Annotated in this window: 13 protein-coding genes and 1 other annotated feature; of the genes, 9 read left to right on the top strand and 4 right to left on the bottom strand. The window is 42.6% G+C overall.

Going from position 1 to position 16889, the window contains the following annotated elements:
• The first annotated feature begins 117 nt into the window (after positions 1-117).
• The 5 genes from MHH52_RS17530 (at position 118) to MHH52_RS17510 (ending at position 4995) form a co-directional block, all read left to right on the top strand.
• Positions 118-912, top strand: coding sequence for a TIGR00282 family metallophosphoesterase (locus tag MHH52_RS17530; protein ID WP_313639885.1), 795 nt, complete (start codon positions 118-120; stop codon positions 910-912).
• Between the two features lie 200 nt (positions 913-1112).
• Positions 1113-1373 (top strand): stage V sporulation protein S, encoded by a 261-nt coding sequence (locus MHH52_RS17525; RefSeq protein WP_019910496.1) that lies wholly within the window; start codon positions 1113-1115, stop codon positions 1371-1373.
• Between the two features lie 148 nt (positions 1374-1521).
• Positions 1522-2487 (top strand): membrane dipeptidase, encoded by a 966-nt coding sequence (locus MHH52_RS17520; RefSeq protein ID WP_340003813.1) that lies wholly within the window; start codon positions 1522-1524, stop codon positions 2485-2487.
• Positions 2488-2625: 138 nt separating this feature from the next.
• On the top strand, positions 2626-3198 hold the full coding sequence (locus tag MHH52_RS17515) for a phosphate propanoyltransferase (RefSeq protein WP_042128797.1): 573 nt from the start codon (positions 2626-2628) through the stop codon (positions 3196-3198).
• Between the two features lie 441 nt (positions 3199-3639).
• Positions 3640-4995 (top strand): DEAD/DEAH box helicase, encoded by a 1356-nt coding sequence (locus MHH52_RS17510; protein WP_340003812.1) that lies wholly within the window; start codon positions 3640-3642, stop codon positions 4993-4995.
• A gap of 140 nt (positions 4996-5135) precedes the next feature.
• On the opposite strand, the gene dapA is transcribed toward MHH52_RS17510, so the two are convergent.
• Positions 5136-6032, bottom strand: a complete 897-nt coding sequence (dapA, locus tag MHH52_RS17505) for a 4-hydroxy-tetrahydrodipicolinate synthase (protein WP_340003811.1) — start codon at positions 6030-6032, stop codon at positions 5136-5138.
• Between the two features lie 121 nt (positions 6033-6153).
• Here dapA and MHH52_RS17500 point away from each other — a divergent pair, with 121 nt between their 5' ends.
• Together MHH52_RS17500 and htpG are read left to right on the top strand one after the other, a co-directional pair.
• Entirely contained in the window at positions 6154-7029 is an 876-nt protein-coding gene (locus MHH52_RS17500; protein WP_313639865.1) for a LysR family transcriptional regulator, read from the top strand.
• A 210-nt stretch (positions 7030-7239) separates the two neighbouring features.
• Positions 7240-9120 (top strand): molecular chaperone HtpG, encoded by a 1881-nt coding sequence (gene htpG, locus MHH52_RS17495; protein ID WP_340003810.1) that lies wholly within the window; start codon positions 7240-7242, stop codon positions 9118-9120.
• 58 nt (positions 9121-9178) lie between these two features.
• On the opposite strand, the gene MHH52_RS17490 is transcribed toward htpG, so the two are convergent.
• A complete protein-coding gene (locus tag MHH52_RS17490) occupies positions 9179-9643 on the bottom strand; it encodes a DUF4362 domain-containing protein (protein ID WP_340003809.1) in 465 nt (154 codons plus the stop codon).
• A gap of 128 nt (positions 9644-9771) precedes the next feature.
• Positions 9772-10033 (top strand) — a binding site (T-box leader).
• Positions 10034-10076: 43 nt separating this feature from the next.
• Between MHH52_RS17490 and metG the strand changes: the two genes are divergently transcribed.
• Entirely contained in the window at positions 10077-11723 is a 1647-nt protein-coding gene (metG, locus tag MHH52_RS17485; RefSeq protein WP_340003808.1) for a methionine--tRNA ligase, read from the top strand.
• A gap of 70 nt (positions 11724-11793) precedes the next feature.
• Positions 11794-11940 (top strand): hypothetical protein, encoded by a 147-nt coding sequence (locus tag MHH52_RS17480; RefSeq protein ID WP_340003807.1) that lies wholly within the window; start codon positions 11794-11796, stop codon positions 11938-11940.
• Positions 11941-12197: 257 nt separating this feature from the next.
• Here the strand turns inward: MHH52_RS17480 and MHH52_RS17475 are convergent, their stop codons facing one another.
• Positions 12198-14645 carry a glycoside hydrolase gene (locus tag MHH52_RS17475; protein WP_340003806.1) on the bottom strand — a complete coding sequence of 816 codons (2448 nt, stop codon included), beginning with the start codon at positions 14643-14645 and terminating at the stop codon, positions 12198-12200.
• A gap of 28 nt (positions 14646-14673) precedes the next feature.
• The gene (locus MHH52_RS17470) at positions 14674-16797 is read right to left on the bottom strand and encodes a DUF5054 domain-containing protein (protein WP_340003805.1); all 2124 of its coding nucleotides are present in this window, start codon (positions 16795-16797) and stop codon (positions 14674-14676) included.
• Between the last annotated feature and the right edge of the window lie 92 nt (positions 16798-16889).

Here is a 16889-nt window from a genome sequence, read left to right as displayed (position 1 = left end):
GATGTAACTTATACTTTCTTATATTTGATGAAAATTGGCCCCTAAGCGGGGCCTTTTTTCTTTCAATATGAGGTCTTATCCATTAGATATAGCGGTTAAGATTAGGGGGAGAGAATCATTAAAGTACTATTTATTGGAGATATCGTAGGTAATGTTGGCAGAAAGGCTCTTCGTGAGATGTTACCCTCATTAAAAAGTAAATATCAGCCACATATTATTATTGTTAATGGTGAAAATTCTGCTGCCGGTAGAGGGATCACCAAGGCGATCGCTAATGAATTTTTTAACTGGGGCGTTCACGGTATAACCATGGGGAATCACACATGGGACAACAAAGATATTTTTGAGTTTATCGACGACGAGGCTCGGATTATTCGTCCAGCCAATTTTCCGCCAGGAACACCAGGAAGAGGTTATACAGTTGTTAAAGGTAACGGTAAAGAACTGGCTATAGTAAATTTGCAAGGGCGGACGTTTTTACCCGCTATTGATTGTCCTTTCCGTGTTGGAGAAGAAATTGTTGAAGAACTTCGTAGAGATCATAAATGTATACTCGTTGATTTCCATGCAGAGGTCACTTCTGAGAAAATCGCCATGGGGTATTTCATGGATGGTCGCGCATCGATTGTAGTAGGGACACATACTCACGTTCAAACGAATGATGATGTTATTTTGCCAGGAGGAACTGCGTATTTGACCGATGCGGGAATGGTTGGTTCAAGCGAAGGAATTCTGGGTATGGAAAGAGATGCGGTACTTTATAAGTTCACTACTCAACTACCGGCACGATTTGTTGTCGATGAAGGCAAGTGGCAGCTTCACGGTTTATTTGCAGAAATAGATGAGAGTACTGGTGCGGCAACTCGTCTGGAGAAGATACGTCTTCGTGAAGATGAATGGGTTATGAGCTAAGAGTAGGATAGAGTGAAGTTTAATCCGGGTAATTTCGCCGAGTTAGGGTAAAGTGTGATATTTTTTATATCGGAAAAGAGTATCTTTTATACCATTTTTGGAAGACGTGGTCCGTAAAAAGAAGGAATTATTTCTTCTCTCGCGAATAACATCTAAAGTAGTGGAAGAACACCATTATTTTCCCAGGGGAGGTACTTACTATGGATGTATTAAAAGTATCAGCTAAATCCAATCCAAATTCCGTCGCCGGCGCATTAGCAGGTGTTCTTCGTGAACGTGGATCGGCTGAATTACAAGCTATTGGAGCTGGAGCACTGAATCAAGCAGTCAAAGCAGTTGCCATTGCCCGGGGATTTGTTGCACCAAGCGGAGTTGATTTGATCTGCATTCCTGCGTTCACAGACATCGTGATTGATGGAGAAGATCGAACCGCGATTAAACTGATTGTAGAACCCAGATAATAGACCTATAGAACGGATGAACCTGTTTACTTTTGTAAACGGGTTTTTTGCTTTTGATTTATAGTCTAACGTTTTTTTGCATAGTATCTGAAATAGGCATTTGGAAATGAAATGAACGGCTGGAACTGCGAGAAAGTGAGGTTGTAGAATGAGGGTTGATAAGCTTAAGGTAGCGGATTTCCATTGTGATGTGCTAAGCAAAATGCAAGCCTCTCCGGATATTAATTTTGACAATGATCCTCGATTAGATGTTACTGCAGAGCGGCTGGCTTCTGGTGGAGTGGAGTTGCAATGTTTTGCAATATATCTTTCAACTACCAGAGGTAAACCTAGCTTTGAACATGTTCTAGGGCAAATTGATCTCTTTAGACAAAAGATAGTGAACACAGATGGGCTTCAGTGGTTACGGTGGAAGGAGCAAGTGGGGAATCGATTAGTAGGCGCATCTCCACAAGCAATGCTCTCTCTGGAGGGCGTAGACGGCTTAGAAGGGAACTTGTTTTATGCTCAGCTCTGTTTCGAACTTGGAGTAAGGTTTCTTGGTGTGACTTGGAATTATGCGAACTGGGCAGCAGATGGTGTGCTAGAGAAGCGTAATGGTGGATTTACGGAAAAAGGGAGAAAGCTGATAGAATGTTGCAACGAAAGTGGAATGCTGCTGGATGTGTCGCATTTGTCGCAAGCGGGGTTCTGGGAGTTGGCTCATTTAAGCAATCGTCCGTTTATTGCCTCCCATTCGAATGCTGCAGCTATATGTGGGCATGTTAGAAATTTAAATGATGAACAGATTAAAGCTTTGATTGCAATGGATGGAAGAATGGGACTGACCTTTTATCCGTGGTTTGTAAGTGATGATGGAACAGCTCGTATTGAAGATTTGTTAAAGCATATTGAACATGTATGTAGCCTTGGTGGAGAGAAGCATATGATGTTTGGTTCTGATTTTGACGGGATTGATACTTGGGTAGAGAAGTTGGAGCACCCGGGAAAATACCCTGAACTTATAGAGCAGCTACTTCGTTATTATCCGGAGGATGCTGTAAAAGGCTGGATGTATGAGAATGCGTCATCTTATTTAGGCACAAACTTGCCCTCTCAGGTGTCTAAACCATGACAATCTTGTTCAAAAAACATAAATTGTCGAAAAAAAGGCCTTCGTTATGATGCAGGCCTTTTTATTTTGGGGTAATAAGATGTATAATGATTAATGGCTTGTACAGATACTAGAGAAAATACAAGGAGTGACTTTACTATGAGTAAGACTGTACCCGTAGGTGTGTCGGCTAGACATATTCACCTTACGCAGGAGCACGTGGAGGCTCTGTTTGGCCCAGGATATCAATTAACTGAGTTCAAACCACTTTCCCAACCAGGACAATTTGCAGCAAACGAACAAGTAGCAGTTATCGGTAGCAAAGGTAAATTTGACAAGGTAAGAATTTTGGGACCTGCTCGTCCGGCTTCCCAATTAGAAATTTCCCGTACTGACTCCTTCGCACTTGGCGTGAAAGCTCCAGTTCGCGAATCTGGAAATATTGAAGGAACACCTGGCATTACGCTTAAAGGACCTGCTGGTGAAGTTGAATTAGAACAAGGCGTTATCATCGCAGCTCGTCACATTCACTTCCACACTTCTGAAGCTGAAGCTTGGGGCATTGCGGATAAGCAATTGCTTAAAGTTCGTCTCGGTGGCGACCGCGGTCTCGTATTGGAGAACGTAATTGCTCGTGTATCCGACAGCTTCAAACTTGATATGCATATTGATACTGACGAAGCTAATGCTGCTGGTGCCAACAATGGCGACACTGCTGAAATCGTAGACTAGTCTTCATACGAATGATAAGAAGCGGGGGAGAAATCCTTCGCTTTTTTTATTTATCCTGCGGTCGAAAAAACTTTGCGTGTCTTATCTGCTTGAACGTATCGGAATGCATAGCTCTTATTGTCTTATATCCATACTGATTTGGGCTTCATTTTCATGAATAGCTGCAACTGAGTCCGATAGCGCGGTAAAAAGTCACGAATCCCCAAAATAAGGGCGTCTGAGTCCAATCACTCAATAAGAGATCCCCTCAGAAGAACACGAGAAGTATACTGCTGTTGTATGAGTATAGTGGATGTATGCTGAAATGGATTTTTAATGAAAATTGGTGTGATGATAAAGAATATCTATTATTACGTGACTAATTGTGTTATGATTATTGTTTATGACGTGACAAAAAGATTTATTGTTAAGAATATATGTATTAGAAATTAAGGAGACCCAATGACATTTAACGAACTGAATATTATGCCTGCGATTTTAAAGGCTTTAAGCAAAGAAAACTATACATCACCTACACCAATACAGGAACAATCGATTCCAGCTGTATTAGAGGGTAGAGATTTACTTGGATGCGCCCAAACGGGAACAGGAAAGACAGCTGCATTTTCCGTACCCATCATTCAATTATTGAGCGAGCAATCAAGTCCAAACAAAACCAATAATGTGCGACGCATTCGCTCGTTGATCTTAACACCTACAAGAGAACTAGCGATTCAAATAGCTGATAACATAAAGGCTTATAGCCAATACACAGATATCCGCTCTGCTGCCATTGTTGGCGGTGTGTCACAGAAAGTGCAGGAGCGTGCGCTGAATCAAGGTGCTGATATTCTTATTGCAACACCAGGTAGACTCATCGACTTAATTAATCAAAAACGTGTGGATTTGCAGTATGTCCAAATTCTTGTCTTAGATGAAGCTGACCGGATGCTAGATATGGGCTTTATCCATGATGTGAAGAGAATTATCGCCAAAATGCCTACGAAGAAACAAACACTGTTCTTCTCGGCAACGATGCCTACTGAAATTTCCAAATTGATCAAAACATTGCTTGTGAATCCAGTAAAAGTAGAAATCACACCTGTCTCATCTACTGCGGAGAGAATCAACCAATCAATCTATTTATTAGAGAACGGAAATAAGCAAAATCAATTGAATCTTTTGTTACAGGATAAATCCATCATTTCTGCTTTGGTGTTTACTCGGACTAAACGTGGTGCGGACCGTGTTACACGCGATCTAGCGAAGGTGAACATTTCTGCTCAAGCCATTCACGGCAATAAATCTCAGAATGATCGGCAGAATGCATTACGGAATTTTAAAAGTGGCGCAACCCGCGTTCTTGTAGCTACGGATATCGCTGCACGAGGAATTGATATTGATGAGCTATCTCACGTAATCAATTTCAATTTACCAAATATTCCAGAAACCTATGTGCACCGAATCGGTCGTACCGGTAGAGCGGGATTGAGCGGAACAGCAATATCTTTTTGCGAATCTGAAGAGCTTCCGTTCCTTAAAGATATCGAGAAATTGATCGGAAAATCGATTCCTGAAGTGAAGGATCATCCGTATCCGATGTCTCGCAAAACGCAAATGAAGACAGAACGATCTTCGAAACCGTCAGGTTCGAAATCAGTAGCTTCTAAACCATCGAATTCCAGACCATCAACAGCTAAACCATCAGCATCAAAATCAGTGGCATCTAAACCAGCCAAAGCAAAGCCTAAGTCTAACCCTCCATTGAAGCCAAAATCCGAGTGGTTCACAAAAGGAAGACAAACGAGCAGCAGATAAGTTGATTTTGAACGCTGAACGTTCTTAATAGTAAGGTCTCAAAACCGTCAGAGAATTCTGATGGTTTTTTTACTGAGAATTTACAACAAAAAACAGCCGCTAAACAGTTCCTCACTGAATAACGGCTGTTGTATTTTCTCTTATGCGGTCGCTTCGATCGTGCTGTCCTGAACATAGGAGCTGAGTTCTTGCTGAAGCGCTGTGCTGATGGAAGTCATAGGAAGGCGAAGCGTATCTGATGCGATTAGGCCATTCTGGCTAAGCATCCATTTGATTGGAGCGGGATTGGACTCCTTGAATAAGAGGCGGATGATTGGCAGCAGTTGTTCAAAGTTTTCTTTTGCCAAGTCTAATTGACCCGATTTGAAGGCTTCGTATATACGGACACATTCTGCAGGATAAACGTTCGCAGTAGCCAACATGCCTCCAGCTGCTCCGCAGCTAAGCATTTCATAAAAGAGTGAATCGTCGCCGCCAAGCACAGGTTTGGAACCCGTACGGACTAACTCGGTAACCATTTTAGTGCTGCCAGAGCAGTCTTTTAAACCGACAACATTATTCATTTCTAAGATTGTGCGTGCAGTATCTATGGTCATAGCGGTACCTGTACGACTTGGAATGTCATAAGCCATGATCGGAATGCCTACTTCTGCTGCTTTGCGGAAATGTGCAATGATGCCCTCTTGCGAAGGACGACTATAATAAGGGACGACTACTAGTGCGCAATCAGCTCCAAGGTTAGCTGCGATCTCAGTGCGTGCTACTGTAGAAGCTGTGTCATTGGTTCCTGTACCGACTACTAAGGGGATAGATGTAGATTGTAAAAGCTCACGGGAAGTGTTTACTAGAAGCTGCATTTCATTTACGGTTACAGTTGGCGATTCACCGGTGGTTCCATTAACGACCAGACCTTGTATGCTGTTGTTAATAATGTTCTTTACATAACGCTGGTACGAATCCAAATCAACTTCACCAGCAGCATTGAACGGGGTAACCACGGGGACATAAATTCCATAAATCTGTTGTTCTGTAAGCATAAATTATCGGCCTCCAAAATATTTTAATTCCTCTACATACACTTTACCATGGAATGTTGCATCGTCGTTAGCTATAATAAATGATGTGGATCATCAAAAATATTGATGTTAGGGTGAGGTTATGGATTTAACCTATTTACGAACATTCCGTGAGGTGGCTAAACGTCAGAGCTTTACACGTGCTGCTGAAGAGTTAGGTTACGCCCAGTCGAGTGTTACGATGCAAATACAGAAAATAGAGAAGGAATATGGAGTGCCTTTAATAGAAAGGCATGGTCGACAGCTGCGTCTTACCCCGCCTGGAGAAGAGCTTTTGAAGCTGTTCGTGGAGATTTTGGATCTGTATGATCGTTCTAAAGAAACCATCGCCCAGCAAATAGGAGGCACGCTAACCATTGGTACGATAGATTCTTTAGCTGCATTCTACTTGCCACCTTACCTACAGCAGTTAAGGACGAAATTCCCGAAACTTGATATCCATCTGCAAACTATGCAGGAAGCTAACCTTGTAGCCAAAATAAAAGATGGGGAAGTAGACATCGGCTTGATGCTCGATCGGACCACAGCTGATTCTTTACTGGAGCGTACAATTATCAGAGAGGAACCGCTTGTATTAATAGCACCAGTCAATCATGCGCTTGCTCAAAAGGATGTTGTAACTTTACAGGATCTGAATAATTGTGAATTGATTGTCTCTGAGGAAAGCTGTATTTACCGGAGTCTGTTCGAGAATTTGTTAAAAGAGCACGGTATTATATTCCGCATAGGTTTTGAGCTTTCGAATCTGGAGGCGATTAAACGTTGTGTCATGAATGGTCTTGGGATTGCATTATTGCCGAAAATTGTTGCAGAGGAAGAAATTGAGCGGGGGAACTTGGCCGAGCTGCCCTTCGCACATCCGGAAATTCACTTTGATCTGCAGCTTCTGATGCACCCTAAGAAATGGAAGTCTCAACCGTTGCAATTTCTAACCCAAATGCTACTTGCAAATCATTAGTTAACTCCCGTCAGGGGTGGATCGTTAATTAACGATGAAATTCTAAATTTGTATGCAAAAGATAGCATTATGTAAAGAAAATCGCTGTAAATATTGACATTCAAAATCAGTTTATGTTATATAAAAAGAAGAATTAGCACTCAACACATTGGAGTGCTAATCACTCTGTGTTGGACAAGATGGTTATTTTGAAAGGAGATCTATTTATTCATGGCCAAAAAAGAGTTTAAAGCCGAATCGAAAAGATTGCTGGAAATGATGATTAACTCCATTTATACACAACGGGAAATTTTCTTGCGCGAGCTAATTTCCAATGCAAGTGATGCGATTGATAAGATTTATTACAAAGCATTAGCCGATGAAGGCCTGGTCTTCAATAAAGAAGATTATTATATTAAAGTGACAGCCGATAAGGCGAACAGAACCTTGACGATTTCTGATACAGGTATCGGAATGACGCAAGAAGAGCTGGAGAATAACTTGGGAACGATCGCGAAGAGCGGATCCCTTGCTTTTAAGAAAGAGAACGAGGCTAAAGATGGACACAACATCATAGGTCAGTTCGGGGTTGGCTTCTATGCTGCGTTTATGGTGGCAGATGACGTTACAGTGATCAGTAAGGCGCTTGGTAGCGACGAGGCCTTTAAATGGGAGTCTAAGGGCGCTGATGGCTATACCCTCGAGCCTGTCGAGAAGGATTCTGTAGGTACTGATGTCATTTTGAAAATTAAAGAGAATACCGAAGAAGATCAATACGATGAATATTTGGAAGAATATCGCCTGAAATCCATCATCAAAAAATACTCTGACTTCATCCGTTTCCCAATTAAAATGGACGTGAAGGAGCAGAAACCAAAAGAAGGCACCGAGAACGAGTTCGAGGAAGTTGTTCAAGAGCAAACCGTGAACAGCATGGTGCCAATCTGGCGGAAGAACAAAAACGAGCTGACTACTGAAGATTACGATAACTTCTATGCTGAGAAACGTTACGGCTTCGACAAGCCGCTAAAACATATTCATATCAGTGCAGATGGTGCTGTCGTCTATAATGCGATTTTGTTCATCCCAGAAAATACTCCGTTTGACTATTACACTAAGGAATATGAGAAAGGTCTTGAACTCTATTCCAACGGCGTACTCATCATGAACAAATGTGCAGATCTGCTGCCTGATTACTTCAGCTTTGTAAAAGGTATGGTGGATTCAGAGGATCTTTCTCTGAATATTTCCAGAGAAATGCTCCAGCATGACCGTCAGCTGACCCTGATCGCTAAGAACATCAAGAACAAAGTGAAGGGTCAATTGCAAAGCTTGCTTAAGGATGAAAGAGAAAAATACGAGCTGTTCTATAAAGCTTTTGGCAGACAGCTCAAGTTCGGTGTGTACAACGATTACGGTATGCACAAAGACACGCTTCAAGATTTGCTAATGTTCTACTCCTCCACTGAGAAGAAGCTGGTTACGCTGGACGAGTACGTTTCAAGAATGCCAGAAGATCAAAAGTTCATCTACTATGCTTCCGGAGAGTCGATCGACAGAATCGAGAAGCTTCCACAAACCGAGCTTGTATCGGATAAAGGATATGAAATTCTCTACTTTACGGATGATATTGATGAATTCGCGATCAAGATGATTATGTCCTATAAGGAAAAAGAATTTAAATCGGTATCCAGCGGTGACCTAGGCATCGAAGCAGACGAGGCAGACAAGCCAACGGAAGCGGAAGAGAACGAGAACAAGGAACTTTTTGAAGCGATGAAGGACATCTTGTCCGGCAAAGTGAAGAATGTTAAAGCTTCCAAACGTTTGAAGACTCATCCAGTATGCCTCTCAGCAGAAGGCGAGCTGACGATCGAGATGGAGAAAATTCTAAAATCGATGCCGAATGGCCAAGAGGTTCAAGCGGATAAGGTACTCGAAATCAACATCCATCACGAAGTATTCCAGTCCTTGAAAGCAGCTGCTGAGAACGATAAAGAGAAGCTCGGTTTATACACGAACCTGTTGTACAACCAAGCCCTGCTGATCGAAGGATTGCAGGTTAGTGATCCTGTTCAATTCACGAATGATATCTGCAAAATCATGAAATAACTTAAAGCACTGAGACCATCCAATTGTACGATTGGGTGGTCTTTTTTATTAAACCAATTCATTTTGTTGTGCGCAGAAGGTAGTAATCTATTTCAGGATTTATATTTGTACAACCACTGATCGAATAAATAATTTCACCTTGTGTATTTTCTGTACTCCCCACCACGGAGCAGGTATCGGTTCTAACTCCTGTGTTGCTCCCACCAAATTCATCATTAGAAGTATCGTAGCTATAACTAATTAAGCTGCCATCAAACTTCAAATCCTTAAAAATGGGATCGCCCTCATCTGTGTAACTTGTAACGCGTATTTGGTCTGCTTTTTTGCTGGAGATATTGTTTATGAATTGCTCGAATTTGTCGAGGTTGTATATTTTTTCGATAGAAACAATATCCCCTCTACGGATGGCTTCTTCGGAAGTATAAGGTTCACTTTTGGGTACGGACCTGACTTCATTATCGGAACAACCCCATATCCCTGTTATTATTAGGAACGATAGTATAAGAATGCTTATTTTTTTCATTAAAAGCCCCCCTTTTAACTTATCTATATTAACAAGACGGGAAACAACAAAAAAATGTTACGAAGTGCTTGATCTTTCGCATTGACTTTACTCGACAAATTAAGTATTATTTCCAGTAACTTGAATATTAAAAAGCAAAGAAGAGAAAGAGTACCACGGCAATTCTTTCAACAGAGAGCTCCGGTCGCTGAAAAGGAGTAAAGAAAAACCTTGGGAATATGGTCTCAGAGCTGCGCATCGAAACCTTTTGGGTTGTAGGCTGCGCCGGAACCTGCATCCGTTACAGTGCTAGGGTATAAACGTTTATTAACGTCGTACCTGAAGAGGTAAATGTCATGAGGCATTTATAAAATTAGGTGGTAACACGTGAGTAGAACTCTCGTCCTTTGTGGATGGGAGTTTTTTTGTTGTCTAAAAAAGGAGGAGAAGGTTAATGAGTAATGTGTTTATAGGTGGTGCTTGGCCGTATGCGAATGGATCTTTACATCTTGGAAGATTATCAAGTGTGTTGCCTGGTGATGTGCTGGCACGCTATTTTCGGAGCAAGGGGGATAAAGTTTTATATGTGTCAGGCAGCGATTGTCATGGCACACCTGTAGCGGTTCAGGCTACAAAAGAAGGAATCACACCTGGAGCTTATGCCAGCCGGTATCACGAAGAATTTCTGAAATGTTTTGAACAGCTGGGATTTAGTTATGATCTATATACTCGAACGGATCAACAGCAGCATCATAAGGTCGTGCAAGAGTTGTTTATAGAGTTACTAAAGAATGGACATTTATATAAAAAAACTATAGCGCAATGTTACTGTGAGGTGGATCAGCGATTTTTGCCAGACAGATATGTGGAAGGGACTTGTCCGGTATGTGGCAAGCGGGCGCGGGGAGATCAATGCGATTATTGTTCTACGATTCTAGATCCTGCCGATTTATTAGACAGAGCCTGTAAATTATGTGGGAATACGCCTACAGAACGGCCGACAGAACATTATTATCTTAGCTTATCTAAATTTCAATCTGAATTAACGGAGTATGTAGACGAAGCAGTACACTGGAGGGAAAATGCAATAAAACTGACCAAACGATATTTGAAGGAGGAGCTTCAGGATCGGGCAGTAACCAGAGACTTATCTTGGGGCGTAGATATTCCTGTAGCTGGATTTGAAGATAAAAAGATTTATGTCTGGATTGAGGCAGTAAGTGGTTATTTATCAGCCAGCAAGCAGTGGGCCACACAATCGGGGGGGAGCTGGGAGGATTTTTGGTCAGAGGAACAAGAGGACATTACCGCTTATTATGTCCATGGTAAAGACAATATTCCTTTTCATACCTTGATATGGCCAGCCGTCTTATTAGGAGCCAGAGATCTGCATTTACCGGATCGGATTATATCCAGTGAATATTTAACCCTTGAAGGGCAGAAGTTCTCAACTAGCCGTAATTGGGCAGTCTGGGTACCTGATATTCTAGAGCGGTATCATCCTGACTCTATACGTTATTTCTTAATTGCCAACGGTCCTGAGAAGCGGGATACGGATTTTTCCTGGAGAGAGTTTATTTATAGTCATAATGGTGAGCTGCTTGGAGCATTTGGTAACTTTGTGAATCGCTCATTGGCTTTTGTAGAGAAGTTTTATGAAGGGATAGTGCCAAGTGGAAAGTTAGATAAGGTGTGGAGCGATAACATTGACCTCTTGTATCTGGAGTCAGGACGCCTCATTGAGGTCGGAGATTTGAAGGATGCGCTGGAGTATATTTTCTCTTATGTACGTAAGGCAAATCAGTATTTTGATCGGCAAAAACCTTGGATTCAGGTAAAAGAGGATCGGGATGCCTGTGATAATACAATATTTACTTGCGTGCAGATTATCGCTAATTTGGCGAATTTGCTGCATCCGTTTCTACCGTTTTCTTGTGAGAAGATCAGGGGATTCCTATCGCTTGAACTACCGAATTGGAAGCCCCGCTCGGTTCCCCCTTATCAACAGGTAACTGATTTGCAATTGTTGTTTGAACGAATTGATATAAGTCAAATTAAAGAAGAAGAGCAAAGATTAGAACAACAAAAAGTCAATAAATAGGAATGGTTAAGACAAGCTCCGGGCAGGATCCTTAACCCTTTCACGAACTCCAAAAAGAGGAGGTTTCCGAATGGATATTGAATGGATTAATGAGCATTACAAGGAAGCAAATAAAATATTGGTCTCTACCCGAGAAGTCTATGAATGGGCTGATTCTCTCTATCCTGACTTCTCAGGTGGACTAAGAGTTAACGTTGGGTATACGCAAGAGAGTTAATAGATTTATTATTTTCTACAGAGGTTACTAGAGAATGAACATTTATATAAAAACATCCCTGCTGATTAACCAATAAATTACATCACAGCATAGCAAAAAGGACGCCTTTTTTTGTGGAATCATTTGTACCATCAAATGACTCTGTAACAGAAAGAGGCGACCTCATGTGAAAGTCTAAAATGCTTCCAAATCTTATTCAATCCGTACTTCTCGAGGAAGACTTTGTGATTCGTCTAACTGATAAAATGATTATTCGCTTACTTACTTGTTCTCCATGCAAGGATACCCGCGTTCATACTCTTACAAGCCTCTAATGCGACTTCTGGCGTATTAAGCTCATCACCCCAAGCGATATAGTAACGGAATTCATAGAATCCACCTAGTGTCGCCTTAAAGTTCGTTTCCCAATAATTATTCATGGGCCATGAATAGAGATGGGCTGGATCATTCGCTAGTCCAGGGTGTCCGCTCAATAGTCGATCTTCATAGTCTAAGGAACCGAGCTGGATGAGCGGTGTATCTGGCATCGCAATGGCAACACCACGTGTGTCACGGACATAAGCTACACCTTCATCGACACAATAGAAATCTGCCAAGGACCCAGGCAATTGATCAATTCGTGGACGTAAGGCTGCGCCTGTCTTTTCTATCCAAAGCGCATCTTGCCCAGTAGCGGGAGCACTCCCAAACGGAAGTGAAATGTACACATTTTCTGGATCCCATACACTTTCCTTATGCATTCGTACGGCTACATCAGCACGTGCGCGATCAGCGTATACGGTGACGAGTAAGGAATAGTGACTGCAACCATTCACGCGATAGGTCAATTGAACTTTTCCATAAAGGGCACCATTTCCAACGATATTGACATCAACTAATGCTCCGACAGAGGTTATCGCATCAGCGCCTCTACGATTTCGTCCCATCTTACGACGTACATCATACATGCCAAATTCATTAGGTGCTTGTGTTACGTTGTAGACAGGGGAGAATGCATTGTGTTTCCGATCAGACCGTAGTAAATCTTGTTGACTGCTTTTGTCGAACCACTTCGTAATCCCTGCCCCAAGTTCCCATTCGATCCGAACGAAAGGTGACTCGATAAATTTCGGTGTCACATGTAGCTTCGGTGGAACAGGTGGAATAATATCCAGCATGCGATCGGATCCAACATAATCGGTGCGATACGCTGTTACGGGTGGATGCGCTTCGATTGCCTTGATCGTCAATTGGACCTTTTGATTCGGCTGCAAGGTTACTGGAATGGTAATGATGACCCCGCGGTGTGCCGTCACCATTTGCGCTTCATAGACAGTTCCAGTCACTTCATCGAGTACTTCAAAACCATTTTTCAGCTCTGTAATGTACCAGCCCTCCATAATTAATTGGGCATAATCGGTTTGGACAAAGTTATTTGGGTTATGCAACTCAAATTTCATAGGGCGATCTGGTCCTAATAGTGCATCTCCTTGTGCCTCAAGGATATCGTATAATGCGGTATGGGCAAGTGCACTCGCATTGGCGGCGTAAGCTTCTTTTCGACAGCCAAGCTCTTGTACGAACGGGTTCCAAGGTTCTGTCACAGAGGAATGGTACCCCCATGTATGTTCGGCGAATAAAGCCAACTCATATTCAATCGCTTCGAGCCGCTCTTGGGAAACAATTTCATGGGCAGGATCTAACTGCTTCACCTTCGTGTACACGCGTTGCGCCTCGCGGAAGATCTGAACATGCATCGGGGTAGTCGCTGAGCCATCTGTCCACCAATCGGGCCAATCTCCTCGGTAGGTCACGATTTCTTCCGGATGCTCGTTCGCATAGGCTCTTAAATCTGTAAAGAAATCATCCAGTGTCGCTGGTTGAATCAAGATCCGATCCCCATGCAACGCATTCCATTGGTTTACGAAATCCATTAATGCGGCATTCGGTGAGCCATTATCTGTAGGGAGCCCAGATACCATGACAGGTACTAACGGGAAGGTATAGCCATCTTCAACTAATTGCTCTAAATATCGATCAAATCGCGCTTCAGCGACTTCCAAGGACACGCCTTTTCGCACATCATGATCATCGCGAATCGTATAGGAACCTCCGATACCCGGAATTAAGCCGAGGTCATTTCCGAACATATAATGCTCGCCACTCCACGTTAGAATCCGATCACCTTTTGGGGTTTCCCACCAGAATGGAATTTGCTTCTTCCATAGTGGAAACATGGAGTGATGTGTATGAATACAGGTAATTAAATTCTCAATCCCTGCATCGGCCAAGACTTGACTATATCCCCAGCCAAAGCCAGTGATGTCCGCAGTCATAGCAGAACGTACCGGGAATTGAATCGATTGACCATAGTTGGTAATCCGTTGAATCATGACGGAGAGCATCTCTTGATTTAATTGCTCACCGAAATTGAGATAAGTTCCAGATAGACCGATATAGCCTTTTTGGACCGCTTGCGCGAATTCTTCTTGTTCTGTTGGCGTCGCTTTTAAAAGGAAGGATTCAACTGGCCAGAACGTTTCGCATACCCATTTATAGCCCTTCCAATCTAAGCGATCACCGCTTTCGATATCACGTACAATTTGTAACGCTTGGCGAATGTAATTGACATGATACTGGCGGATTTTCTCTTGACGTTCTGTGTAGCCAACATCCGTATGAGAATGTTGAATGACGTAAATTTTCCATGGTTTGTGGGTGGTCATTATAAAGCTCCTCTCAGGTATTTAATGATTAAAGATGAGATTGGAATTTCAGCTTGAAGCGGAATAACGCATCCTCTTCGTACCAAGCCTGGAAATTTGTCCCCCAGACATTATTGTGTAAATTGACATGCATCCCTCCAGTAAGTGAAGCAAACGTATGATCAAATTGCACAAGCCGTGGTTCTCCAGGAGATACGAGCGCGGCATCTAATGTCGTGATATCCACTTGACCGTCCGCTGCCGCATAATACATGCCCTGATCTACCGCATGCATATTACGATTTCCCCCTTTAACAACGTCTAGTGGGGAAGTGAGTTGTCCGATTTTATCAAGCTTCCATTGATTTGGATTATTGACGATCGGATTAAAGCTCATCCATGCTGCTTCTGGGAGGCGATATGCATCCTTATGGAACCATTGAAGCTTACATTCTACGGTAGTAGTGTGCTTCTTAAATATATATTCGATGGTCAATTCTCGTGGAGCGCCCATTCCTTCACTAGCTGCTCTAGGCATCTTTAATGTAGCGAGGACAACATCCTGTTCTTCCCCACATACCGCTTGCAAGGATAACAGTTTGGGCTTCGTCACGGTATGCGTTATCCATTCTTTCGTCAGATCCATACCTGGTTTCCCGAAATCTCCGGTTGCCCATACATGCGTATGTTTCCAGCGCACGTGATATTCACGGTACCAACGATCATAATCCGCTTGGGAGAAAGTCTCATAAGAGAATAATCCGATCGGGTTGTTCGGCCCAGCCCACTCTCGATTACGTTGGTCTAGTAAACTGATAATAGAACCGTTATCCTCAAACACGACCTCAAAGTCTCCTAAAGTATAGGATTGATCTGTGTGCAGGATTGTCACATCCGCATCAGCAATCTGTGGACGAACCGGTCGTAATGCGGCTAGAGCAGCTCGTGCTTCGATCTGACGTTCTGCGCTTAGTGCAGATACGGCACTTTCTAAATAATCTCGTTGCTCTTGCCAAGACTGCTCCATGAGACTAAATGAGCGGGCACTAAGCTTCTCCACGGCTTCCACGCCGAACATCTCGATCATTTCAGCGCGTGAATTTTTTTCGTAAAAACGATATTCAAGTGGGTTTAAGTTCACATCAACCTTGTCTCGCGCTCGTGCTTGATGGAAATCTTCCTTATCATAATGGATGTAATCTGCTAGATAACGCTTAATATCTACACCCCATGTATGCTCAGGAATCATAATTAATTCATAGCAGAAGTTGTAATATTCCTCGTCGGTTGCAGCAAGAGAACCTTCTAGTAGCCACTTGCTCTTTAAGCGAAGTAATTCACGATAACAAGCTAATTTGTAGGGGTCTGTCGAAGATCCATGGATCCAGCTGTCCCCAATTTCTTCTTCGACGATCGGTAACGTATCACGAATGGCCCATACCTTCTCCGCATACTGATCCAACGTGGACGCTCTGATATTCGCATGTGGATAGGCCTCACGTAGTTGAGCAAATTCCGCTTTAATTTGTTCAACGGTGGAAGGACCATGATTATCATGTGTATGAGCAAAGTATAAAACATCATTCAAGCCTTCTGTTTTGAAGGTCGTTCCATAATCTTTACTATATTGAACGACGATTTCAGAACCATCTGGATTTCTCCACAAAAACATCTCAGGTACATGAGGAACATGGCTTGAGGGGTTTACACCTAAATGAAGATACTTCATCCCCGCCTTGGCCATATGTGTAATCAGCGCACGTGTATGACCAGGTACATCCGTCATTTTGGCTGCAATGGTGTGGATACCAAAGCGTTGGTCAAGACGTGTAGCCATTTGAATACCGTAATCTAGTAGCTCGGCATCGTATAATTCGGTATAGGTCGTGAAAGGGAGACCATGCCATCTTAAATAGCCTTTAGCAATAGCTTCCTCTACTTGCTGTTTCTCCTCGGTTGTTCCATGTTTGAGTAAGTGATGAATTAACCAAGAACCCGTTGTCCAAATAAAAGAACCTTGATCAGGATGTTCATCAAAGTACTGTGCTGTTGTGATCGCACTCGGGAAAAATAGTTTCATATATCGATCAGTAACATGTTTCGCGAGATCGGTATAACCGATATCTAAATGTGTCTTGAATACGACATGGATCTGTGGTGCATTGTGTGGCACGCTTATCACTCCTTATTCAGGTTTACGACTTCAGTTTAAAACAATTTATATCATTTGACTTTTCAATTTGTATCTAATAGGATCAGAAACAT

It is taken from the genome of Paenibacillus sp. FSL K6-0276, from assembly GCF_037977235.1.
Lineage (GTDB): Bacteria > Bacillota > Bacilli > Paenibacillales > Paenibacillaceae > Paenibacillus_AQ.
This window is presented reverse-complemented; position numbering and strand designations above follow the sequence as displayed.